Origin of the sequence: Pedobacter aquae (genome assembly GCF_008195825.1) — a bacterium.
Classification (GTDB): Bacteria; Bacteroidota; Bacteroidia; order Sphingobacteriales; family Sphingobacteriaceae; genus Pseudopedobacter; species Pseudopedobacter aquae.
The window spans coordinates 844,308-866,989 of record NZ_CP043329.1 but is presented as its reverse complement, the minus strand read 5'-3'; the positions used below and the strand labels follow the sequence as shown (position 1 = coordinate 866,989).

Annotated in this window: 16 protein-coding genes; 1 reads left to right on the top strand and 15 read right to left on the bottom strand. The window is 36.2% G+C overall.

All coding sequences use genetic code 11. The annotated features are described in order from the left end of the window. Nucleotides 1-2: 2 nt before the first annotated feature. From FYC62_RS03870 to FYC62_RS03825, 9 genes are all read right to left on the bottom strand, one after another. Nucleotides 3-1,199: a hypothetical protein gene (locus FYC62_RS03870; protein WP_149073986.1), complete on the bottom strand. Its 1,197-nt coding sequence runs from the start codon at nucleotides 1,197-1,199 to the stop codon at nucleotides 3-5. 513 nt (nucleotides 1,200-1,712) lie between these two features. Continuing rightward, nucleotides 1,713-1,961 (bottom strand): TFIIB-type zinc ribbon-containing protein, encoded by a 249-nt coding sequence (locus FYC62_RS03865; RefSeq protein WP_116544990.1) that lies wholly within the window; start codon nucleotides 1,959-1,961, stop codon nucleotides 1,713-1,715. A 10-nt stretch (nucleotides 1,962-1,971) separates the two neighbouring features. Beyond that, the gene (locus FYC62_RS03860) at nucleotides 1,972-2,265 is read right to left on the bottom strand and encodes a hypothetical protein (RefSeq protein ID WP_116544989.1); all 294 of its coding nucleotides are present in this window, start codon (nucleotides 2,263-2,265) and stop codon (nucleotides 1,972-1,974) included. A 172-nt stretch (nucleotides 2,266-2,437) separates the two neighbouring features. After that, nucleotides 2,438-3,184: a carbonic anhydrase family protein gene (locus FYC62_RS03855; RefSeq protein ID WP_205943776.1), complete on the bottom strand. Its 747-nt coding sequence runs from the start codon at nucleotides 3,182-3,184 to the stop codon at nucleotides 2,438-2,440. A gap of 60 nt (nucleotides 3,185-3,244) precedes the next feature. Then, nucleotides 3,245-3,898: a DUF2490 domain-containing protein gene (locus FYC62_RS03850; protein WP_116545011.1), complete on the bottom strand. Its 654-nt coding sequence runs from the start codon at nucleotides 3,896-3,898 to the stop codon at nucleotides 3,245-3,247. A 217-nt stretch (nucleotides 3,899-4,115) separates the two neighbouring features. Next, nucleotides 4,116-6,698, bottom strand: a complete 2,583-nt coding sequence (locus FYC62_RS03840) for a calcium-translocating P-type ATPase, PMCA-type (protein WP_149073985.1) — start codon at nucleotides 6,696-6,698, stop codon at nucleotides 4,116-4,118. Then, entirely contained in the window at nucleotides 6,695-7,171 is a 477-nt protein-coding gene (locus FYC62_RS03835; RefSeq protein ID WP_114237599.1) for a DUF2062 domain-containing protein, read from the bottom strand. The genes FYC62_RS03840 and FYC62_RS03835 overlap by 4 nt, the downstream gene beginning before the upstream one ends. Further along, nucleotides 7,168-7,998, bottom strand: coding sequence for a universal stress protein (locus FYC62_RS03830; protein ID WP_149073984.1), 831 nt, complete (start codon nucleotides 7,996-7,998; stop codon nucleotides 7,168-7,170). The genes FYC62_RS03835 and FYC62_RS03830 overlap by 4 nt, the downstream gene beginning before the upstream one ends. A gap of 51 nt (nucleotides 7,999-8,049) precedes the next feature. Next, nucleotides 8,050-8,517: a DUF2062 domain-containing protein gene (locus FYC62_RS03825; protein WP_114237619.1), complete on the bottom strand. Its 468-nt coding sequence runs from the start codon at nucleotides 8,515-8,517 to the stop codon at nucleotides 8,050-8,052. Nucleotides 8,518-8,788: 271 nt separating this feature from the next. Here FYC62_RS03825 and FYC62_RS03820 point away from each other — a divergent pair, with 271 nt between their 5' ends. Next, a complete protein-coding gene (locus FYC62_RS03820) occupies nucleotides 8,789-10,348 on the top strand; it encodes an IS1182 family transposase (protein ID WP_149073983.1) in 1,560 nt (519 codons plus the stop codon). A gap of 170 nt (nucleotides 10,349-10,518) precedes the next feature. Here the strand turns inward: FYC62_RS03820 and FYC62_RS03815 are convergent, their stop codons facing one another. The 6 genes from FYC62_RS03815 to FYC62_RS03790 all read right to left on the bottom strand — a co-directional run bounded on the left by FYC62_RS03815 (nucleotide 10,519) and on the right by FYC62_RS03790 (nucleotide 22,677). Continuing rightward, a complete protein-coding gene (locus FYC62_RS03815; protein ID WP_168199373.1) occupies nucleotides 10,519-11,421 on the bottom strand; it encodes a leucine-rich repeat domain-containing protein in 903 nt (300 codons plus the stop codon). Nucleotides 11,422-11,570: 149 nt separating this feature from the next. Further along, nucleotides 11,571-12,428: a hypothetical protein gene (locus FYC62_RS03810; RefSeq protein WP_149073981.1), complete on the bottom strand. Its 858-nt coding sequence runs from the start codon at nucleotides 12,426-12,428 to the stop codon at nucleotides 11,571-11,573. Nucleotides 12,429-13,468: 1,040 nt separating this feature from the next. Next, nucleotides 13,469-15,502, bottom strand: a complete 2,034-nt coding sequence (locus FYC62_RS03805) for an aceric acid hydrolase (protein ID WP_205943775.1) — start codon at nucleotides 15,500-15,502, stop codon at nucleotides 13,469-13,471. Further along, nucleotides 15,499-18,924 carry a glycosyl hydrolase gene (locus FYC62_RS03800; protein WP_240534809.1) on the bottom strand — a complete coding sequence of 1,142 codons (3,426 nt, stop codon included), beginning with the start codon at nucleotides 18,922-18,924 and terminating at the stop codon, nucleotides 15,499-15,501. The genes FYC62_RS03805 and FYC62_RS03800 overlap by 4 nt, the downstream gene beginning before the upstream one ends. 1,470 nt (nucleotides 18,925-20,394) lie before the next feature. Further along, entirely contained in the window at nucleotides 20,395-21,285 is an 891-nt protein-coding gene (locus FYC62_RS03795; RefSeq protein ID WP_149073980.1) for a sugar phosphate isomerase/epimerase family protein, read from the bottom strand. 15 nt (nucleotides 21,286-21,300) lie between these two features. Continuing rightward, on the bottom strand, nucleotides 21,301-22,677 hold the full coding sequence (locus tag FYC62_RS03790; protein WP_149073979.1) for an alpha/beta hydrolase family protein: 1,377 nt from the start codon (nucleotides 22,675-22,677) through the stop codon (nucleotides 21,301-21,303). Nucleotides 22,678-22,682: the final 5 nt, after the last annotated feature.

Below are 22,682 nucleotides of genomic sequence, written 5' to 3'. Positions count from 1 at the left end.
CTTTATTTTGGATAAATCATTGCAAATTCAATTTCTTCCTTTTCTGAATACTGTTCGGTTATTTCAAAAACAGTTTCATATTGAGAAACCATTTGACAATAAATTGTAACTCGTTCGTCAAATGTGACTTTTTTCCCAAATTTATAATTCATTACAAAGTCAAAAAGATTATAGCTTCCGGCAACAAATCCGTTTTTCACTTCTTCCAAATTGATTTGAATTTCTTCTTCTATTTGGGTTTCTAAATATTCGTCAGAAATTATGTCTGCAACAGGTTGGCTTAACTTGATGCCTGATTTTTGTCGTTGTGCAATTTTCTTAATACTCGCAAATGCTTCTTCGCTAGTTTGTAAGTATTCAAGAGAAAGTTTTAGCGGATAACTTGGGTTAGGTTCAAAAATTACCGAATTGTTTATTGATATAACTTGTTTGATGTCTGTTTCTGCTTCAAGTCTAAATTGGTCTTTTAGATATTTGATTTGTCGCAACTTTTCAACTACACCGCTTTGTTGTTGAATTTGATTTAAGAAGTCAATTACTTGTCTTTCTATTTCAATTAAGTTGTGCGTACATTTTTGTAATTGCAATTTTAATTGAACAATTATTCTATTCAATTCTTCGTCTGTTGCTGTTTTAAAAAATGTAATGTCGTCTTCTGAAATTAAAGATTCAGTTTGTTCAATTAGTTTAGTAATGTCTTTACGTTTATTGTCAAGATTTATGAGTTTGGCTTTTTTGTTTTTAAAAGTTGGTTCGCTTTTGAAAGTATTGTCAATGTTGCGTTTTAAATCAACAACATTCCTTAATGTAATAACTCCAATTTTTCGAAGTGTGTTTTTGATTACTCTTAAATACTCATACTTTCTTTGCTCGTTATGTTCGTTGAAATAGTAGTCAATGTTTTGTTTCACCTTTTCAAGATTTTCATTGATGTACGAGGTATTTATTTCTTCGTTTGCTTCTAAAACTTGTTCAAAGAATTGTAAGTACAAGTCGTCTATTTCAAGGTTGTTCCCGTTTTGTCGTATAACAGAACGGTCAATTAAATATTGAATTCTATTTTCGTTGTGTTCAATTAAGTCAAGTGCGTATTCGTATTTGTAGTCCGCAGATTTCCGCTTCTTAAACATTTCTGTCAGAAGGTCGCGTCCGTCATTGAGGGCACGTAATAATTCTTTTATGTTAGAAAATGTATTCATTTGAATTTATACGAACTTATGAAATTGACCTTAAAGTTTAATGTAGGGTTGAAAAAAAATGGCTCTTTTGCTTTTGCCGAAGGGTCGGCTTGTGCGGTTGGGGCAAAAGCAAATGTGCCATTTGTGTGATAGCAATAGAAATTCAATTTTTTTTGTGCGGTGGGGAAAAAATTAAAACACAGAAGGGTCGGCAATGAGTGTCGGCTTACTCGCTGTCCGTTTGTTGTATCGTTTTTATGTCTGTGTTCACCTGTCAAAATGGTTTACTTTTTCTGTTTTAAGTCAGTCGTTTTGTTGTTGTCGTGTCGTTCTCTACGCTTGCTGGTAACGTTTTGCGGCTTGGCGTAGTGGCGGATTTTTATCACAAAAGTTTAATCGAAGCGCTGCACTTGAACCTACCACAAAACTGTCATACGAAGCACTGCACCCGCCATTACGCCAAACCGCTGTTATAGCCAGTGGTTCTTGTCAATTTTCTGTTGTCGACTTGAGTTTAGAATAGTTTTTAGTTTTTTAAAAGTCAAACAATTCCCCAAACAATCCCTTTTTCTTTTTGTATTGATGTTCCTTGTCTGTGGGATATCTTTGTTTGTCAGAATAATTTTCTTGTTGTGCATTCCTACCATTTTGTGAAGAGCGTTCAATGATTTTGTCAAGCTCTCCACGATCAAGCCAGACTCCACGACAATCTGGACAGTAGTCAATTTCAATACCACTGCGGTCTGTCATTACTAAATTCACATTGCAATTTGGACATTTCATATAACTAAAATTAATTGGTGATTTTTTCTAATAACTTACTTCCTCTCTTTGAGATTGAATCAAGTTGAGAAGATGATTTATTTATTAAAGTGTCAAGTTTTTTAACCTTGTCACTTTCTATATTTATGAGTGAGTCAAGAGTTAAAACCTTGTCAACTTCTTTATTTATTAAAGAATCTAAAGACTCCGTCTTGTTTTGTAATTCGTTAAGTTTATTGTCAACTTTATTGCTTATGTCACCACAGGCTGTCAAGAAAAACATTGTTGCAACAGTTACAAAAAGTTTGTTTGGTAAATACTTCATAAATCAATTGTTAAAAAGGCTAAAATCGTTTTGATGTTAATCAAATCTTTCATCAACATTTTGACAAAGATTTTGTTTTTTGGTCGTATCGCATACGATTAGCCAAAACAAATAAGGTTTAATTCTCGAACTTGCAGACAGAACGAAACCTTATTCGTTATAGCCATTTTTTCTATTCAAGGAATGTCACCTTTCCTGAATCCATATCGTAAACACCTCCCACAATTTTAATTTGTCCGTTATCCTCCATTTCTTTAAGGATTGGACTATTTATTCGTATCTGTTCAATAGTGTTTTTTACGTTGCTTTCACAAACTTGATGAACAAACTCAGGGTTTCCAGAGGTTCGTTCTCCTTCATACTTCACTTTCTCCACAGCAGGTCTGATTTTGGAAAGCATTGCAGTAATGTTGCCCAATTTCACATCATCAATAGCTGATTTAATTGCTCCGCAGTGTTCGTGGCCAAGTACCAAAATGACTTTTGCACCTGCTACTTTACAACCAAATTCCATACTTCCCAACAAGTCTTCATTCACAAAATTACCTGCTACACGACCTACGAAGATGTCGCCAATACCTCTGTCAAAAACATCTTCTACGGGAACTCGGCTATCAAGACAAGAAAGCACTACCGCCTTAGGAAATTGTCCTGTTGCACTTTTTCTCACTTGTGCAGAATGGTCTCTTGCTGTTAATTCATTGGTTACAAAGCGTTCATTACCTTCTTTGAAGGATTTTATCACATCATCAGGGGACAAAGCATCTCTCTGTTCTTTTGTTAAAACTTCTTGGATAAGTGGCTTCACTTTCTCTTCCACTTCTGTGGGGATTTCTGTTGTTTTTTGTTCGGGCTGATTATTACAAGCCCCCATTACCGTAGTAGCAATAGCTACAGCTAGAATTTTAATACTTTTCATTCGTTTATTATTATTGTTTTGCCTACTTTGTAGAACGGTTTTCGGCTTTTCCGCTTGTTTTCAAAAATTCAGAAAGGTAATCAGATTAAATTGATTTCGAGAAACATTGTTAGTGGTTTGATTCATAATTCCTATTTCGGTTCTTGCAAATTTTGAGAACCTATATCCAATTCCTCCATAGAGTCGGTTTCTGTCAAAATAGGATTGCTCTGTGTTCATAAAAATTTCATTATAAATTGATAAATAGACAGTTTTATCTTCCATTTGTTTGTGGTTGAGAGCAATATTTGCTGCTAGAAAGTAGCGAAGACGAAGTCTAAAGTCGTCCTCAAAAAATCGTTGCTCAAAACGATACCGGTGTTGAACAGAAACTCTGCCAAATACTTGCCTTGTAATAAACTGCTGGTAAACACGATGTTCGTTGAAATTGGTCTTGTCATCGGTTCCTGCAGTGTATGGTTCGCTGTATATAAAAGCATAACCTAAATGAACATTGTTGTTATTTTCGGTCAGATTGTATCCTATGCCCGTACGGAGCAGTAGCTGTTCTGTATCACCGATAAAATTGAAGTTTCGATACTGCACTTCGTGGTGCCAATTGAATCTATTGTTTATCTTTTTGTCACCAAAGTAGATAAACCAGTTTCCTATGTCGCTTTGCTGCGCAAGCAAGGAAAAAGGGGAAAGTGTCAAAATCAGGAAAATTTTCTTCATTACGTGTTGGGTTCTTACCATTGGCTATAACGTTTTCGTGCTTGGCGAAGGTGGCGATTTTCACCACAAATGTTGATGCGGAGAACCAAACTTTGATTAACCACAAATGTGTCTGCGGAGCACTGAACCGCCACTTTTGCCAAACCCGTGTTATAGCCAGTGGTTCTTGTCCACCATCCTTGCAAACCATTGTCAGTATTGAGTTTTAGTGTCATGATTATTTCTTAGACCTTGAGATGTTTAGACTTCTCCGTTTAATCCATTTTTCTACTTCTACTATCCAGAAAACAATACTTGATAGTCCTATACAGATTAATAGTTCAATAACGGTCAAAGATTTTGTAATGAAAATGTCCTGTAAGAAAGGAACATAAATTACTGCCATTTGCAAAGCAAAGGTTAGTAGAACAGCACCAACCAGTTGTTTATTGGTAAAAACTCCCTGTTGAAATAGTGATTTTATGTCGCTTCTAATAGCCATGGCTTGCCCCATTTGGCTTATACATAATACTGTAAAGACCATAGTTGGCCACTTATCGTTCCCAATATGAATCGCCCATGCTTGTATAGATAAACAAATGGTTGCCATTAATAAACCTACCCAAAAAATATGGAAACCTAAACTCTTTGTGAATATGGTTTCATCTGTCCTTCGAGGTGGTCGTTGTAAAATGTTTTCTTCAGCAGGTTCAGCTGCATAGGCTAATCCTGGTAGTCCATCTGTTACCAAGTTAATCCATAAAATTTGTATTGGTATAAGTGGAATGGGCATTCCGACAAGTGGTGCTAAAAGGATAATAGAAATTAAACCACCCTTACTCGTAAGTGTATATTTTATAAATTTTCTGATGTTATCATAAATTCTCCTACCTTCTTTTACTGCCTTAATGATGGTAGCAAAATTATCATCCAGTAAAATCATTTGGGCAGCTTCTTTGCTTACATCAGTTCCTGTAATACCCATAGCAACACCAATATCAGCTCTTCGCAAAGCAGGAGCATCATTTACACCGTCTCCCGTCATCGCTACAAAATTATTTTTCTTTTGTAACATTTTTACAATTTCTAATTTTTGCTCAGGCGATACTCGGGCATAAACTTTTATGTATTCAACTTCCTTTTCAAACTCTTCATCAGAATAGCTCTCTAATACTGCACCCGTAATTACTTTATCTGTTTTTTTGTAAATAATACCCGTTTCTAATGCAATTGCGTGAGCTGTTATAGGATGATCACCTGTTATCATTACTGGTGTAATGCCTGCTGAATGGCAATCGGCAATTGCTTGTTTGGCTTCCTCTCTCGGAGGGTCTATCATAGCAACTATGCCAATGAAGTTAAGATTCTGTTCTGTGTTTTGGATGGTACTTTTTTCAGGTAATTTATCCAATATTGAATAAGCGTAAGACAAAACTCGTTTACCTTGTTGTGCAAATGTATTAACGACTTTTAAAATTTCGGTATCGTCTTGTGTTGTACAACATTTTAATACCGATTCTACAGCACCTTTTGTAATAGCTATATATTTACCATTGTATTCGTAAACGGTTGTCATTCGTTTTCTTTCAGAGTCAAAGGGTAATTCATTAACTCGTTTATTTTCTCGCCATGATTCGTTGTAGTGCTTTTGTTTTCGGGTGTATGTTACTAAAGCAATTTCTGTTGGATCTCCATTAAATTTATTCAATTCATCTACAGAAACATCATGGTTTAGTTCCATTGCAAACAATAACAACTCTTCTTCTTTGAAGTTTTGATAGGATACTATTTCATTTGGTTGCCAGATGTCAGTAACCGTCATTTTATTTTGGGTAATTGTACCTGTTTTATCTGAACAGATATAGGTAATTGAACCTAAAGTTTCAACCGAAGGAAGTCTGCGAATGAGTGCATTCTTTTTTACCAATCGTTTAGCACCGATGGCCAATGAGATTGTGATAATAGCTGGTAATGCTTCGGGTATTGCTGCAACCGCTACAGAAATTGTTATGAACAGCATCTTTATAGAATCCTCGCCTCTTAGTAAACCCAAAACATACACTATAGCACAAATAATCAATATAATTAAAGATAATCTTTTAGTGAAATTTGCTAGCTTAATTTGAAGAGGAGTTAGATTTTCTTTTTCCTGTAAGAGTGCAGCAATACGTCCTATTTCGGTATTCATTCCCGTTGCGACTACAATGCCTTCGCCTCGGCCATAAGAAACGATGGTGCTTTTGAATGCCATATTACTTCTGTCGCCAATGGGTAGGTTTTCCAAATGGAGTTGATGGGTTTGTTTATCTATGGCATAAGATTCGCCAGTAAGAGAAGATTCTTCTAATTTAAGCGAATGTGTTTCAGTAAGTCGAATGTCTGCAGGAACAATGTCGCCAGTCTCTAAAACAACAATATCACCAATTACTAATTCCGATGTTGCTATTTCAATAAGCTTACCATTCCTTCGAACCAAAGAGTTTAAAGCAGACATCTTTTTTAATGCAGCCATTGCCTTTTCAGCTTTGTATTCTTGAATAAAACCAATGAGTGCATTCATTAATACGATGCTTATTATCAGTACTGCATCCTTGACATCTCCGATTGCGATTGATATTCCGGCTGCAACGAGAAGAATCAATATCATTAAATCTTTAAATTGATTTAACATAAGAATCCAAAAAGGGTTTTTCTTTTTTTCAACTAATTCATTCCTTCCATTTTCAAGCAACCGTTCTTCGGCATCAGATTGATGCAAACCATTTTTGCTTGTGTTAAGCAATTGTTGGGTTTCATGAACAGATAATATGTGATGATTCATTTTGTCTTTTGAATTGGGTTGTTAGCTTTTAGGTTACGCCTGCGCTCAACAGTATATTTAGTGATATAATAAACAAATAATCCCATTACTGAACTAACTATGGTAGAACCAATAATTAAAACATATCCCATTTGGGGTAAATTTTTATACCAATTGTCATAATCAAATTGAATATCAGTTTTAATAAAATAGCTTCCAACTTTATAGCTTATCATCAATAAAAAAGGACTTGTTAAAGGATTAGAAATAAATGCACCTGATATTGCGGCTACTATGTTAAAACGAAAGATTTTGTATAATAGTAGAGATAAAACTGTACTTAACCCAAAGGTTGGGAATACACCCCAAAACGCTCCAATTGCTGCTCCTAATGCAATTTCATGAGCACTCCCTCTTGCATAGTATATTTTTAAAAAGCTAATCTTTGCTTTTCGAAAAATATTTACAACAAAGTTACCTTTAGCCGATTTCATTTGGAATATATCAATACTGGTATTTTAGTGGTATAGGTAAGTTCAGCAGATTTACTCGGCAGAAAAATTGTCTCAAAAAAACTCTTTTCTCTTTTTGTAAACATGATTAAAAGTTCAGGTTTCGATTTAGAAATAAACTGAGAGATTCTGTCTACAAGAGATAATTCCAGATTATTTTTTACAATGTTTAGTTTAATGTTTTTATATTCCTCTGTACTAAATAAACTTTTATTGCGTTCAAATTTATTTTTGTCAAAAATAATAGATGAGTAATGCAATACATCTAAACCGCATTTTACAGTACCCGAAAATTTGGAAACCTTATCTATTTCTTTCTTTAGGTTTTCAAAATCTGATAAGTAAGTTACTTTTTTTAATACTTTAGCACGATAATGACTAGGAATAACCAAAACGGGAGTTTTAGAATTATTTACAATGTAGGATGTATGAGTACCCATTATCTTTCTCAATACACCAGCACCTTGTGTTGCGATACAAATAAAATCCATTTTGTTTTTTTCGGCATATCTTATAATGTCTTTCTCGGTTGAGATAGCAGAGTCAATAACAAACTTAATATTGGCAAACTTATTTTTATCTTCTCCAATTGTTGAATAAACAAACTTTTTAAGCTCAGCAGTAAGTCTTTCTATTTCTTCTTGTATAAATGTTTTATAGAAAATATCACTCCATTTAGTTGGCTTTAAAAAATGTACAGTGTGGTAGAATGTTGCTTCTATTTCATTTGATTGCTTTGCTAGCATTTGAGCAAACCTAATTGCTCCTTTTGAATTTACCGAAAAATCGGTCGTTACTAGTAGTTTCATTTTTATTTTTTTTAAATGTGTGTTTTACTCTTTCTAGTCTTTTCCTATTGGTCAATAATTCTCAGAACTATTGCTCTGCCTATTTCTAATATAAATTACAATATATTTTGTAATAAAATATGTTGCAAAGCTACAGAAACTACTTACTGCTATTGCACCTATAAAAATCGAATAGCCAGCTTCTTTTAAATTTGCAGACCAATTATGCATGTCAAAACGAACATCTGTGTTAAGTAGCAACTCTCCAGTTTCAAAACTTAACAGCATAAACAGTGGACTTGTTAGAGGATTAGAAATTAAACTACCTGTTGCTGCTGCAAAAATATTGAATTTAAAAAACCTATGTAATAGAAGTACCGTTAAAAATCCAAAACCAAATGATGGGAAAACACCTGTAAAAGCTCCCAATGCCGCCCCTGTAGCTATTTCATTTACACTTGAATTTTCCTTTGCCAATTTAATAAATCTTGTCTTGATTCTTGTAGTGAAACTTGTCTTTATTTTTGGTTTATTATTCATCAAAGTTGCAAATTATGAATGTTGTCTGTGTTTTTTACCATTGGCTATAACGTTTTGCCGCTTTGCGAAGGCGGGGATTTTCAGCACTAAACTTCATTAGATGCACAAAGCTTGAATTTAGCACTTCACTGTCATAGAAGCACGAAACCCCCGCTTTTGCAAAACGGCTGTGCTTGTTGCACAACTTCCTATACCATCCAAATATACCATACCTACATCAATAAATACAATAAGAAAAATTTTATTTAACAACCTGTTTATCAGTTATTTAATGATATTTTTACTATATTTACTCATGCAAGGGCGTAAACATATTCAACCTAAAATCATCTATCAAGTTAACATCAATGATTTGGTTCCTGCTGATAATTTCTATCGTAAGCTTGAACAAACTCTTGATTTAAATTTTCTCTATAAAGAAACATTATCTTACTATGGTAAAGAAGGACAAGAAAGTATTGATCCGCTTGTTTTCTTCAAGATTTGTTTGGTAGGATATCTCAATAATATCAATTCTGATAGGCAGCTTATTGCTTTCTGCGCTAATTGTTTAGATGTAAGATGGTATTTAAAGTACGATTTAGATGAGGCTTTGCCTTGGCATTCTACCATCTCTAGAACAAGACAGCTCTATGGGGAAGATGTATTTCTATCATTATTTCAAAAAGTACTTAGCCTTTGTATAGCAAAAGGAATGGTCAGAGGTAAGCGTCAAGCTATAGATAGTGCTTATATCAAAGCTAATGCTAGTATGGATAGCTTAGTAGAAAAAGAAATTATTGACGATGTAGAACAATATGCAAACGAGCTGAACGAAGGCTCTGAATATAAAGTTAAAGCTAGTATCAAAAAGGCTGTAGAGCGACACCATGCTTGGAAAGAGAAAGAATACAAGGGAATGCCTGGACATGTGGATCATCCTAAACAAGTCGATGAAAACGGAAATATTATTCGACCTAAATACCTCAGTAACCATACCCATTACTCTCCTACTGATCCAGATGCTAAAATAAGTACCAAACCCGGAAAAGCAAGACAGCTCAATTATGCAGGACAGCTTGCCGTGGATGATGCTCACCATGTTATCACTGCCGCTTGTGCTAGTAGCGCTGGTAATAAAGACAGCCAAAACCTTGCCGACATCTTATCGCAAACTATACAAAACCTAAGCATACATCACATTCCTGTTGACCAAATAACCGCTGATGCTGGTTATAGCAGTGGTGAGGCTCTCGCCTTCTGTGAAGCCCATCATATTGATGCTTACATCCCTAATTTTGGTCAATATAAAGCCGAAAGGGAAGGGTTTGAATACAATCCACTACGCAACCAATATGAGTGTAAAAAGAAGAATGGAAATTTTGCCGTATTAGCCTTCAAAGGAATAAAAACTGATAGTAAAGGTTATCAAAAGAAAAGCTATAGAAGCAGTGAAACAGATTGCAAAGATTGCCCATTAAGAATCACTTGTTGTGGGGCTGCTACAAAATTCAAAAAGATTGAGGATAGTATTGACAAACCTTATTACGACCGTATGCACCAAAAACTGAAAGCTAATCCTCTATACGCAAAAGCTATCAGTAAAATAAGGAGTAGAACGGTAGAACCTGTACTAGGTACTTTAATAAACTTCATGAATTTGAAGCGGCTAAACACCAGAGGGATGATCAGCGCTAATAAACATGTCTTAATGAGTGCTATGGCCTATAATCTGAAAAAATTGATGAAATTCTCTCGTCCTAAAATTAAATATCACACCCTAAGTGTGGATGTATTAAAGCTAAATCAGCATACCAAACTTAATTTCTTAAACCCTTTATATCTGAACTAAAATAAGCCTTTTAGAGACTCGCTTTTTTTACAAACAATAAAACACCAAAAAAAATGAGCCTCGCTTATATCAGCTTTAAATAACGCTTCTTTAATTAATAAAATGATTTTATATAACTATTTTGTGAGTTGTGCAACAGTTACGGCTGTTAGCGGCTGGGCTTATTTCTGTCAAAAGTGAATTATACATTTCGGCAATAGTTCTTTAATTATTTGTTTTTCCGTTTCGCTCAAATTATTTCGTTCTATGTGAAGTTCTTGCAAACTTGTTAAATACTTAATTTCTTCGGGTAAACTCGTCAATTTATTGTTTCCAATTTCTAAATACAAGAGGTTTGTCAATTCTCCGATTTGTTTTGGAAGTTCTTTTAGTTGATTGTTGTTCATTATTAGAATTCGCAAGTTTTTCAGTTGTCCGATTTCCGCACCAACACTTGTCAATTCATTTGAACTTAATGATATTTCGTCAAGAGTTGTTAGTTTGCTTAAAACTGTCGGGAAAGTTTCAAATTGATTTCCTAATAGATTTATTGAAACGATTTTGTCAAGTCGAGATAGTTTATTAGGCAATTTGCTTAGCCCTTGGCTTGCTACGTCAATACTCAAAACTTTATGTTTTTGTCGAATTGCTTGCTTAATGTTTTTGTATTCATATAAAGCTCGATTTTTCTTTATGTAGTCCCAATAAGATTTTCCAATTACTTGCTTAATTTCAAAATCGAAAACTTTTTGTTTTTTTCCGTCTGTCCATTTTCCTTTTGCTAATTTGTAGTCTGCATTTAGCTTTCCTTCAAAGAAGCCGGTAATACTGTCTGTTTTGTCCCGCTCTACCAAATAGAAAGTAAAGTCAGGTTTTAGTTTTCCTACCAATTTCAATGAGCCCCAATTTGGGTCATAATAATATGAACCGACCATTGTAGAGTCAAGAAGAACTAAAAAATTGAGGTTTATTTTGAGTTTCTTATTTTGGTCTGTCAAAATATAGCCTTCGTAAACATATGTGTCGCAACATTTTTTGTCTTGTCCAAATGTGGTCAAAATGGGAAAAAGTCCGATTAATATTATGTTTTTCATTGTTTGTGTCGTCATAGCCTTGCCACTAACGGTTTGCCGCTTTGCGAAGGCGGGGATTTTTAGCACAAAAGTTCATTAGATGCACGAAGCTTGAATTTAGCACTTCACTGTCATAGAAGCACAAAACCCCCGCTTTTGCAAAACGGCTGTTAGCGGCTGGCATTCTTCTTTTTGAGGAATTTCTCTGTCACAATTCTGATACCTGCCGTGCCCCAAAATGGCATTATTATATCTCCTGCTATTCCATTACCAACTGTCATATCAATTTGTACAAGGTCGCTGAAAAAGTAACGATAACCTGCTTGCCAAGAAGTTCCTGTTCCTGGAATGTATGGGTCGCCTGAAAATATTTCACCCACCAAGTGCAGTCCTTTGTAGGTTTTTATTTGCGTCCCAAGGCCCCACGTTGGAATAAGATTGTTTGTGCCGTCAATGTGTATATAGTTTCCACCAAGATTTCCGTGAAATAAAAATTTGTCACCTTCGCCAAAACATTGCGAAACTGTCAGATAGCCAAAAGTTCCGTAACCTGCTGGTTTAAAAGCACCTTGTCCAACTGGTAAAAATGTCCCCATAACCATTCCAAAACCGGGTGCTTTGTTTGGTTTGTATTCTTTAAACAAAATTTTTGCTTGTAGCAATGGTAAAGCATATGAAAAAGTCTTTTTGCTGTCGTGGTCAACTTGATAGCCATAAACGCCACCTGCTGTCAGTTCAAGTTTTTTGTTCGGTCCGTATGCTCCTAATATCCAATGTTGTCCTGCTTCTTTGTCAAACCGTACCCAAGTTTCAAGTTGGGCAAGTCGTTCTCCAACTACTCTTGCATCGTCTGTAATGAATGGTCTAACAAGAACTTCTTTTGTTGAAGTTATGTCGTCAAGTGATTTGGTTGTTAAACTTGAAAATTGTCCACTTGGTTTTTTGGTAAAATTAAAGGCAAGGTCTGTCTGTGCTGAAACCTGTCTAGTTGCAAAAAATAAAACTGCTGATAATATCGTAAATTTCATTTGGAAAATTTAGTTGTTTATGTAAGTTGAAATGTTTTTTGGCTGTCGTCATAGCATTGGGCATAACTTGTATATATATCCCATAAAGTTGCACAAATACAACATAAAACAGTGGTATATGTGCAAGTCATCATGTTATTATTATTTTTTTTAGCGTATAATTTACATCCAATTCCATAGGTATTTTTCATGAAGGCAGATTTTAACTCTAAGTAAGTAAATATTTATTGAAAGTCAAAACGTAAAATTCAAAAGTCAAAAGGTAAAATTCAAAAACAAGAAACTCAGCATCCAAAACTAAAAACTTGAAACTGAATGAAAAATTCAAAAGGCATAATTCAAAATTAAAAAAAGAAAACTCACCTCCCAGAACTGGAAACAGGAAACTCACAACTGGTAACTGAATGAAAAATTCAAAAACAAGAAACTCAGCATCCAAAACTAAAAACTTGAAACTGAATGAAAAATTCAAAAGGCATAATTCAAAATTAAAAAATCAATTAATCAAAACAGAAAGCTTAATCAATCATTCAATCCATCAAAAATCAACCAAAAAAGCAGAAGGCTAAAAGCTTAAAGCGGAAAGCTTCAATCATCATAATAATACTGATTATTTCCCTTATTCAATCTATTCTTTCTTATAAAAACTTAGAATTGTTTTAACCACGGAGAACACAAAGTTCACAGAGGGCTTTTTATAAGTCTACACCCAGCTTTGTGTGCTCTGTGTACTCCGTGGTTGATTAAAAATTAAAAAACAGGAAAGTCATCATCCAGAACTGAAAGCTGATTTAAAAATTCAAAAGGAAAAATTAAAAAATAAATCAATCCAAAAAGCAAAAGGCTAAAAGCTTAATCAATCATTCTAAAATCAATCCTTCAATAAATAAAAATCTTCACCCAGAACTGGAAACAGGAAACTCACAACTGATTTTAAATTCAAAAAGAGAAATTCAAAAACAGGAAAGTCTAAACCCAGAACTGGAAACTCATAGCTGGCAACTGAATCACTCATTCAATCCATCAAAAATCAATAAACATTATCTACTAAAAGGTAACCATACAGACATTTCTGCTACATGACCTCTATTGCCCCATGCATAATAAGGAATCAATTTTACTTTTACTTGCCCTGTTTGGGTATTTACTTTTTGGTAGAGTTGGTTTGTCCAGTTTTGTGCTTTTACCATTTTTACATCGGCTTCTAAAGCCATCATTTTACTATCTGCAAATTGTAAAGGAACGGCTTTAAACTGGGCGCTTGCTGGTATAGTTAAAGAAAAAACGCTGGTACCTTGTGGCATATCTACAGACTCGGCACAATACACCACAGGGCCACGTTTTACGGCTACTTGGTTTCTATTTTCTTCTACCAATGGGTTGGCTGCTATCAGCTCGGCTTCCATAGGGATAGTTAAACTTATAACATCTCCTTTTTTCCAATTTCTATTAATTTCGGCATATGTGCCAGGTTTAGCAGGCGTTTCAAGTGCTTTACCATTTACTAGGATACTAGCTTTTGAAGCCCACCCTGGTATTCTTAAAAAGAAAGAGAATGGGTTTTTGCTACTCTCTTTAACGGTTAATTTAATATCGCCATTCCATGGGTAAGCTGTTTCTTGGCTAACTAATAAAGAAGAACCATCTTTTAAAGTAGTTTTTAACTCGTTGGCGCCATACAGATTTATCCAGACACCCTTATCAGACACGCTATAGGCGTAATTACTTACTTCTGCTAGAGTACGTACGGTATTAGGCGGACAACAATTAGATAATGAAATATACTCTACCCTATCTTTAGACCAACGCTGTTTAAAAGGCAAAGCATCGCTATAGCTTAATGGATTGGTATATAAAAAACGTTTACCATCTAAACTAATGCCTGATAATACACTGTTATACAAAGCTAATTCTATCACATCGGCATATTTAGCCTCTCCGCTAAGCTGTAGCATACGGTAATTCCATAAAACATTACCAATATTGGCGCAAGTTTCATTATGTGCTGTAAAATTGGGTAATTGGTAATCTCGACCATAAGCCTGATGTATTTTTTGTACTTCGGTAGGGTTGTAAGAAGTTCCGTCTGGCGATACACCATCGTATAAAGAACCGCAACCTCCGGTGATATACATTTTATGCTGCGTGACATCATGCCACATTTTATCTAATTGGCTCATTAAGGTAGTATCGCCTGTTTCGGCATAAACATCGGCAACGCCAGCATATAAATAATTAGCCCTAACAGCATGACCCATCACCTTTTTTTGCTCTCTAAACGGAATTCTATCTTGGTTATCATCAGTACCATCGTCTATCTTTCCTTTAATATCTATCAGGTGTTTAGCTAGCTCTAAATATCTTTTATCACCCAGGGTACGATACATTTCTATCACACCCATATAATGCGATGGGCAAATAGCGTTTCTTGCTAAAGTTGGCGATGCTTTTTGATAAAAATTGTACAGATAATCTGTGGCCTTTACTGCTACATTTAACAAAGAACGCTTTCCAGTAGCCCGGTAATGGATGCAAGCGGCTGTCATTAAATGGCCAATATTATAAGCCTCGAAACTTAAACGGTCTTGAAACTGATTTCGAACACCCGTATTTCGCTCTTCTATCATGGCTTTGGTATAGATATAGCCATCTTCTCTTTGAGATTTAGCTATTGTAGCGATAGCCTCATCCATCATTTTATTTAATTGCTCATCTTTGGTAGAAGCATATAAGCTAGCTACTGCCTCTAAGGTTTTATAAAAATCGCCATCATGAAAAGACGGACCTTTATGGTTTCCTTTCTCTAAACCAGCAGCAATTTCAAAATTTCTGTAAGCATGGCTAATGTCTGCACTGGTATAAACTTTCCATAATTGCGGCACCATGCTTTCTTTACATACCTGAAAACGTTCTGCCCAGAAACCATTTGTCCAATTTACAGCGCCCATATCAACGCTTTTTAGCTTAGCGTAAGGACTAGCAGCTGTATTTACCATGGCTTTGTTTTGTGCGTAACTGTTATTGAGCATTAAAAAGCTCGCTAACAAGCTGATATAAATTTTCTTATTCATCATTCTATAACTTTTAATAAAGAAACAGTGCCCAATAAGCCTGCTTTATTTAAGGCTTTGCCTTCTAGCCTAAAAGGGGCTGTTGTTTTGGTAATTCTTTTATCTTCTGGCAGTAGTTGGTCGCCAATTAAACGATTTACCCAAGTATTGCTTACCTTAATTTCTAATTGATTTTGGCCTTTCTTTAAAGCCTTGCTGATGTTTACTCGGTACGGAGGTGTCCAAACAATACCGCAATCTATACCATTTACTTTTACACTGGCAATGTTGGCTACTTCGCCTAAATCGAGCCATATTTCTTCGTTTTTTGATACTTTATGTATAAAGCTATTGTTGTAAGTAGCTGTACCAGAATAGTATTTAATTTGCGGATTGCTGTGGGTACTCCAATCTTGTAAGCTATCTAACATGATGCTTTCTGCAGGGCCACCGTGGCTTTGGTTAAACTTAACCTTCCATGCAGTAGAAATATTTTTTAGGTTTTGATATTGGATATAATTGAAGCCTTTATTTATTTCCTTTAGGGATGAAGACCCTTCAAAAATTACAAATAAAGAACCGTTTGCCGGGAGTTTTATAGAGATATGCGTGTAGCCATCTTTAACTTGATATTGCTTTAACGGAATATTGGTATCGCTTACAGCATCGTATAAACGAGCTTGTTTATCGCTTACGCTGAAAGCAAAACTTAAATTTCTTTCAGTATCTAATTGATTGGAAATAAAATAAATGTCTTTTGTTGCGGTTTTACGATGATTCCAGGCTATTACAGGAGCTTCTTTTCCTTGAGCATCTTTTACCAAAACATCTTGATGAGCACCTAAAAAACTAAAATCTTTAGGTAAAAAAGGAGCTTTAATGAATTTTCCTTTGCCTGAATTTTTAAATTCGTAATAGCTACCTGCTACTTTAATATTTTCAAAAGTACCACCCCAAATAGCTTCCACTACATGGTTAAATAGCTTTTCATCGGCTTTTAAACCTGTTTTAAATTGTGGCTTATCGCCGATGATACATAGCGCCCCTGCATTTACCAATTCTAAAATTTTAGCTAATGATGTTTCTGTATAATATTGGTTAGGATTTAACTGATGTTTTAAGGGCAGCACCAAAATGCGATACTCTGCACCACTAGCAAATACAACTTTACCATTTTTAAAGCTAGCCAACTGTAAAACATCAGCATTGAAAGAGTCATAAGCATAACCTCTTAAAGGGTTTATCCAACGCTCTGGCTGGGCCATATTGGCCGAAGTTGTTACACCTGCTACTTTTTGTGTAGGCAAAGCTTTATTGGCCATTCTTTGCGCTTCGGCAGCTACTCTTTCATCTCCAAAAATGCCCGGTAAGGTATTTACCAAACGGTCTGGCAGTATAGCTCTTGATGGATATTCTTCACCAACAAAAACAGCTAAATCTGCCACTGGCTTACCCTGTTGTAGTAAAGATTGGCAACGCTCTGCATAAGCAACCCATTCTTTGCCTTGCTCCCACCAAGTTTGGTCTCTTTGGAAGTATAAACCTACGCCATCTAAGGTCATACCGGGTTTTCTATCTAACCAAGGGTTGTGTACATAAACATGATAAACCAGTTTATTTACCCCTAAAGCATAATTTCTGTCTTGCAAAGTTTTTAAATTTCCGGGGTGCTCATTCCACTCCATCCTTACGGTAGTAAATGCCTCTGCCTGAATGATATTTTTACCATAAATATGCGCCCCAGAAATGGCATCTAGCATATCATTAGGTTTATCATGAGAAGGACTTTTAGCCCAAAACTCGCCCATAGGCACATCTACCGTTCCGAAATGTTTTAAACCATCGCCCAGCATTACCGGAGCTGTGGTTTCGGCAGTAAAAATGGCACCATGCTGCTGTGCTAGATTTTTAAGGGTGACAAAGAAGTTATCATGCATCAGCTCTGCAATGGTTTTGCGCATATCGTATAAAAACTGTTCTGCTTTTGCCGGACTTGCTATAGGGAAACCCGCCAAAGTTGGCAAGAACGAAGTCGGGTCATAACCTCTCCTTTTTTGAAACTCGGCCATAAAAACCGGCGACCAATTTTGGCTGCCACACTCCCAGCTATCTACATGGAAAACACCTAATACTTGTTTGGCTAAATCGGCACCAGCCACACGTAAAGCCTCGCCATACCATTTATCAAACTGTAGTTTTACTGCTTCTGGATTAAACTTATCAACTTCTAAACCTTTACCAGCACCAGCGGTTTCATTTTTATGTCCGGTAGAGGTATGTCCTATACGAATGATTGTCCACTCGGTATGTGTTTTTGGTGCTGTCCATTTTAAATTTCCTTCAGTGTCTAGCTTATCGCTGAGATTGATGATGGATGAAATGGGTATGGCTAAATCATCAGGAATGGTTTTGGTATGTTCGCCTACTCGCCATACTAAACCGCTTTTACCTTCAAACTGATGTATTTTTGGTAATGATGAAAGCTCTATTCCGTTAATTTTTAAGCTTTGTTTCCATTTAGCAGCATCTAAATCTTCAGCACCGGGTTCTGTACCTTCTGGGTTGTACACAAACCTAAAATATTTTGCACTTACAGTCTCTATTTCATGTGTTACTGGAGCATCCCAATCTAGCCAACCCGTTCTTGGGGCTTGTAAACGACCTAAGCTTCTGAAGTTTTTTCCATCATCACTCACCTCTACCCATAATCTGTTAGATTGATGATTGAAATTGTTAACGCTTATTTTAATAGAACGACAAACAAAAGGTTTTTCGAAAGCGTATTGTATCCAGCAAGGCTCATTACTACCAAAGTTCTTTTTATGCCCCGTTTCGGCTAAAAAAGAAGCATCCTGGCCGTTACTAGTTGTAACTAAAGGTTTTATTTCTTGTGTACTTTGTGTTTTACCACCCGGCGTTGGAAAAGCTAAAACTGCTATATCTTGATAATAATTTTGGTAAGCTTCTGGCTGTTTTAAAGTAGTATTAAACAAGCTACCTCCCTTTACAGTTGCGGCGCTGTAAACCACTTTTTGCATAGATAGCTGAGGTGTTATCCAAGGGCCACCTGCGGTAGCGAAGCCATCATTAGGCAAAAGGGCTATTTTAATATCAAATCGTTTGGCTTCTTCTAAAGCAAATTTGAAAATATCCCACCAGGCGGGCGTTAAGGTTTCTATCACAGGCTCATACAAAGGAGGATTGGTTTTGCCTTTAATAGGTGCAATGTAAGCGCCTGCTATACCAGCCTCGTTCATGGCTTTTAAATCGGCAGTGATACCTTCTTTAGAGAAAGATGCATGCATCCAATACCAAAACACCCAAGGTTTAGCCTCGTGATTTATTTTTTGAATATGAGGAGCTAATGTTTGCGCTTGTAAAGGCATGAAAGAACTGAAACACAATAAAAAGGCAATAAAACAAGCATGATATGCTTTAAATTTCATGTTTTCTTTCTTTTAATGGATGATCTACCGTACGATGATAAAATTTGATTATCAAAAGGTTTATATTTCAAATTTAGTATAGAAAGCCATGTCTATCGTGTAAGATATTTTCTTTGTTTTATAGGATGTTAGCTTTGAGATTGGATGTGATTGTTTTAAAGATAAAGCGTATACGAAGCTTTTGGAAATGGTGTTTTTGCTCAAGGCTTTCTAACCCTAGCCGGGTAGCGGCTTCTTTCTTTTCTTGTTATGGCCATTACGCACAAGGCTTTCCGGCCTCATAGGCGGCCAGCCCTAGGCACTTTTTTCTTGATAAAAAAGTGCCCAAAAATCAAGGCTGATGAATATTTGTCGTTTCGCCTAAATAAATCTTTATCCACAATCCTGAGTGGTGTGAATGCTTTTGCTTGATTAAAGTATTTACAACACCCGTCGGATTGTTTTCCGATAATGCTCTAGGAAAGTTTATGCAAAAGATTTATTTGCCTACACTTCCAAATCTTCATAGGCCGTCCTTCGTTCTTAGGTAAGATGAGTTTTATGTTCAAAGGCAGTTCCTAAAAATCTCAATTTAGGGTCTTTCTACTTTCTACTCTGTACTTTTTACTTTATACTCCCAGACAGGAACAACCATTACTAAAAAACAGGCTATCCCGAAGCGCATGAGCAACAATTAGTTTATTCGTTAATAGTTGATGAGGTTGTTAGGCTGAAATATCGAATATTTAGGCATCTTTTTACTTTTTACTTTTTACTTTATACTTAAATAAAGCCTATAGCGCATGCGGTTTTGCGTTCGAGCTTTTACTAACTTTCAATAAGCATAAACGAGCAAAAATAAGCACTCCCTGTTTTTGAGTGTGGGTAAGCCTTGTGTGGCAAAGGCTCCTGTGGGATTGATCAGGACTTTTGGTTCCTTTTGGTCCCGCAAAAGGGACGAGCCCCGCCGGCGATAGAGGCGAATAAGATATTATGATGGGCTGTTGCGCACAAGGCTTTCTAACCCTAGCCGGGTTGCGGCTTCTTTCTTTTCTTGTTATGACCATTACGCACAAGGCTTTCCGGCCTCATAGGCGGCCAGCCCTAGGCACTTTTTTCTTGATAAAAAAGTGCCCAAAAAACGAGGAACGAGTTCATGAATGCCTAAGAAAACCATAAACAAAAAATGAATAAATCCTGCCTACCGGCAGGCAGGCAAGGCTGATGAATATTTGTCGTTTCGCCTAAATAAATCTTTATCCACAATCCTGAGTGGTGTGAATGCTTTTGCTTGATTAAAGTATTTACAACACCCGTCGGATTGTTTTCCGATAATGCTCTAGGAAAGTTTATGCAAAAGATTTATTTGCCTACACTTCCAAATCTTCATAGGCCGTCCTTCGTTCTTAGGTAAGATGAGTTTTATGTTCAAAGGCAGTTCCTAAAAATCTCAATTTAGGGTCTTTCTACTTTCTACTCTGTACTTTTTACTTATAACTGAAAAACCTTTTTCATAAAAGCGGTATTGGCTGAGAAATTATCGAGTACTTTAGTTGGGAAACGGGCATCGCGGGAGCGTTCTATCACTAACCAACCTTGCCAGCCCATAGCATTTAAGGTTTCTTTTACTTTATACATATTTAAACGCGGATTATCTTGTAGCCAAACGCCATCTTCATCGGTACAATGGATTTGGCAGATGCGTTTCTTACCTAAGATTTTTAATTCTGTTATCAAATCTCTACCTGCTTTTAGCGGATTAGAAAAGTTGAAATAGATTTGAATATGCTTAGAACCAATTTCTTTTAAAAGCTTTTTCTCTTCTGTGGCACTTAAAGATGTTTCTATACCGATGATAATACCAGCCTTTTTAGCCATAGCACCTGCCACTTTTAAACGTTCTACAATAGCTGGTCTTAGCTCGGGGTTTTTAACCAAATCTCCTTGTACGCCCAATGGTAGAAAAGCTACTTTCACCTGCATGGCTTGCATGGTATCTATACAATCTTGAAGCATTTTTTGATAGGTTGGCCGGGTAGCGAAAGATTGTGCGTAAAAACCTGTCATGGCGAGCGAGCAAATTTCTAATTGCAATGCCTTAGCTTTCGCTAAAAAAGCTGCTCTTGTGGCTTCATCGGCAAGTTTATTATCAAAAGTTTCGCGGTTGCCAAGACCTCCCATATCTAGCTCTAAACCATCAGCGCCAATATCTTTGGCGAGTTGGAAAGCAGAAATTTTCTGGCGTTTTAGAATCATCAAATCTATGACCGCTATTTTATAACGCTGTTTTGGTACATCGGCGAAAGCCAAAAGCCTTTGAGGCATACAGGCAGCAGCAGCCAAAACACCCAGCTGACAAATAAAATCACGGCGATTAGACATATTTGATTGGAATGATTATTTAAAAAGCTTTTCTAACTGCTCATAACCCATGATGGCATTTTTAGGAAGTTTTTCGCCTTTATCACCAAATACATACAAGGCTTCTTTCTTCTCTATGGTGCAGGTAGACTCGTCATAATTACCATTTTTATCCTGAACGGCTTTAGCATCCAGCTTAAACTGAGCAATTAAAAAATCATAAACGGCTTTACGTTTAGAGAAACCAAAATCGTGTTTATCTTCTGGTAAATGAACATTTTGTATTTGTGACGCTTTACCATAATAAGCATACATTTTTTTGAGGTAAGGATAATCATGCTGAGGAAAATGGGCTGTCCAATCTCCACCATCAGAAATAACCAGTTGCGGGTTTGGCGCTGTGATAGCTGCTAACTCTACATTATTAGTTCCTCCGCCACAAAGGTGTACCGGCATACCACTTTCGCAAGGGCAACCTCCATAAAAATAAGATGATAAAGACACCACCGGGATACTTAAATTTATTCTTGGATCCATGGCGGCCATTAATACAGTTTGACTGCCGCCACCAGAACCTCCGCAAATGCCAACACGGGTTTTATCGGCTTCTTTTAAGGTTAAGAGGTAATCAAGCAAACGGATAGCGCCTAAAGTTTGTACGGTTTGAGCTAGGCTTTTGCGATGATCTTCATACTTAAATTGCAAGCCAGATTCGCCCCAGCCAAATAAATCATAGCTTACAGCTATAGCACCCATTTTAGCCGTCATTGCGCAACGGATTTGGCAATCGGCTCTAAAACGATGATCAAACCAATGCCCATCAGGACTTAAAATAACTGGTACTTTACCCTTCATTTTCAACGGCTTATAAATAGAACCATTTATATATAAGCCCGGCATAATTTCTATAGCGATGTTTTCTACCGTATAACCGTCCATCACTCTTTTTGGTGTAAGGATAGGTTTACTTTTAGGCAATGCTGGTAAAGGAGATAGTTTTAGTGCTTTATAAAGTTGTGGGCGAATAGAATCTCTACGGGCTTCCCAAGACGTTTTATCGCTATATAAAGCAGCTAATCTGTCTAAATTATCCCAACCGTCTTGCACTTCCCAACGGTAATACTCGTACTCTTTAAGCTTATAAACTCTGTCTTTTTCTTTATTGAGTTTTAAGTCAAGCGGTTTAAAAACATTATCCAAAGTTTCTTCTAAACTAGGTCTAAAGCGCCAATCGGCATAGCTTAGCCATTTGTCTGCAACTTGGTTTTCGCTGTATTTTATTTTAACCTCAAAGCGTTTTTCTATTTCTGAAATCACCTCTTTTAAGGGCCTTTTGTATTGATTGTCGCTATCTTGTTGCGCATAAAGCAGGTGACAAGCAGCTACAAGAAGTATTAAAAGAATCTTTTTCATGATGA

What these genes read in the sequence shown, in the direction of transcription:
- FYC62_RS03870 (WP_149073986.1), bottom strand. Translation starts at nt 1,199, where the DNA reads ATGAATACATTTTCTAACATAAAAGAATTATTACGTGCCCTCAATGAC.
- FYC62_RS03865 (WP_116544990.1), bottom strand. Translation starts at nt 1,961, where the DNA reads ATGAAATGTCCAAATTGCAATGTGAATTTAGTAATGACAGACCGCAGT.
- FYC62_RS03860 (WP_116544989.1), bottom strand. Translation starts at nt 2,265, where the DNA reads ATGAAGTATTTACCAAACAAACTTTTTGTAACTGTTGCAACAATGTTT.
- FYC62_RS03855 (WP_205943776.1), bottom strand. Translation starts at nt 3,184, where the DNA reads ATGAAAAGTATTAAAATTCTAGCTGTAGCTATTGCTACTACGGTAATG.
- FYC62_RS03850 (WP_116545011.1), bottom strand. Translation starts at nt 3,898, where the DNA reads ATGAAGAAAATTTTCCTGATTTTGACACTTTCCCCTTTTTCCTTGCTT.
- FYC62_RS03840 (WP_149073985.1), bottom strand. Translation starts at nt 6,698, where the DNA reads ATGAATCATCACATATTATCTGTTCATGAAACCCAACAATTGCTTAAC.
- FYC62_RS03835 (WP_114237599.1), bottom strand. Translation starts at nt 7,171, where the DNA reads ATGAAATCGGCTAAAGGTAACTTTGTTGTAAATATTTTTCGAAAAGCA.
- FYC62_RS03830 (WP_149073984.1), bottom strand. Translation starts at nt 7,998, where the DNA reads ATGAAACTACTAGTAACGACCGATTTTTCGGTAAATTCAAAAGGAGCA.
- FYC62_RS03825 (WP_114237619.1), bottom strand. Translation starts at nt 8,517, where the DNA reads ATGAATAATAAACCAAAAATAAAGACAAGTTTCACTACAAGAATCAAG.
- FYC62_RS03820 (WP_149073983.1), top strand. Translation starts at nt 8,789, where the DNA reads ATGATATTTTTACTATATTTACTCATGCAAGGGCGTAAACATATTCAA.
- FYC62_RS03815 (WP_168199373.1), bottom strand. Translation starts at nt 11,421, where the DNA reads ATGAAAAACATAATATTAATCGGACTTTTTCCCATTTTGACCACATTT.
- FYC62_RS03810 (WP_149073981.1), bottom strand. Translation starts at nt 12,428, where the DNA reads ATGAAATTTACGATATTATCAGCAGTTTTATTTTTTGCAACTAGACAG.
- FYC62_RS03805 (WP_205943775.1), bottom strand. Translation starts at nt 15,502, where the DNA reads ATGATGAATAAGAAAATTTATATCAGCTTGTTAGCGAGCTTTTTAATG.
- FYC62_RS03800 (WP_240534809.1), bottom strand. Translation starts at nt 18,924, where the DNA reads ATGAAATTTAAAGCATATCATGCTTGTTTTATTGCCTTTTTATTGTGT.
- FYC62_RS03795 (WP_149073980.1), bottom strand. Translation starts at nt 21,285, where the DNA reads ATGTCTAATCGCCGTGATTTTATTTGTCAGCTGGGTGTTTTGGCTGCT.
- FYC62_RS03790 (WP_149073979.1), bottom strand. Translation starts at nt 22,677, where the DNA reads ATGAAAAAGATTCTTTTAATACTTCTTGTAGCTGCTTGTCACCTGCTT.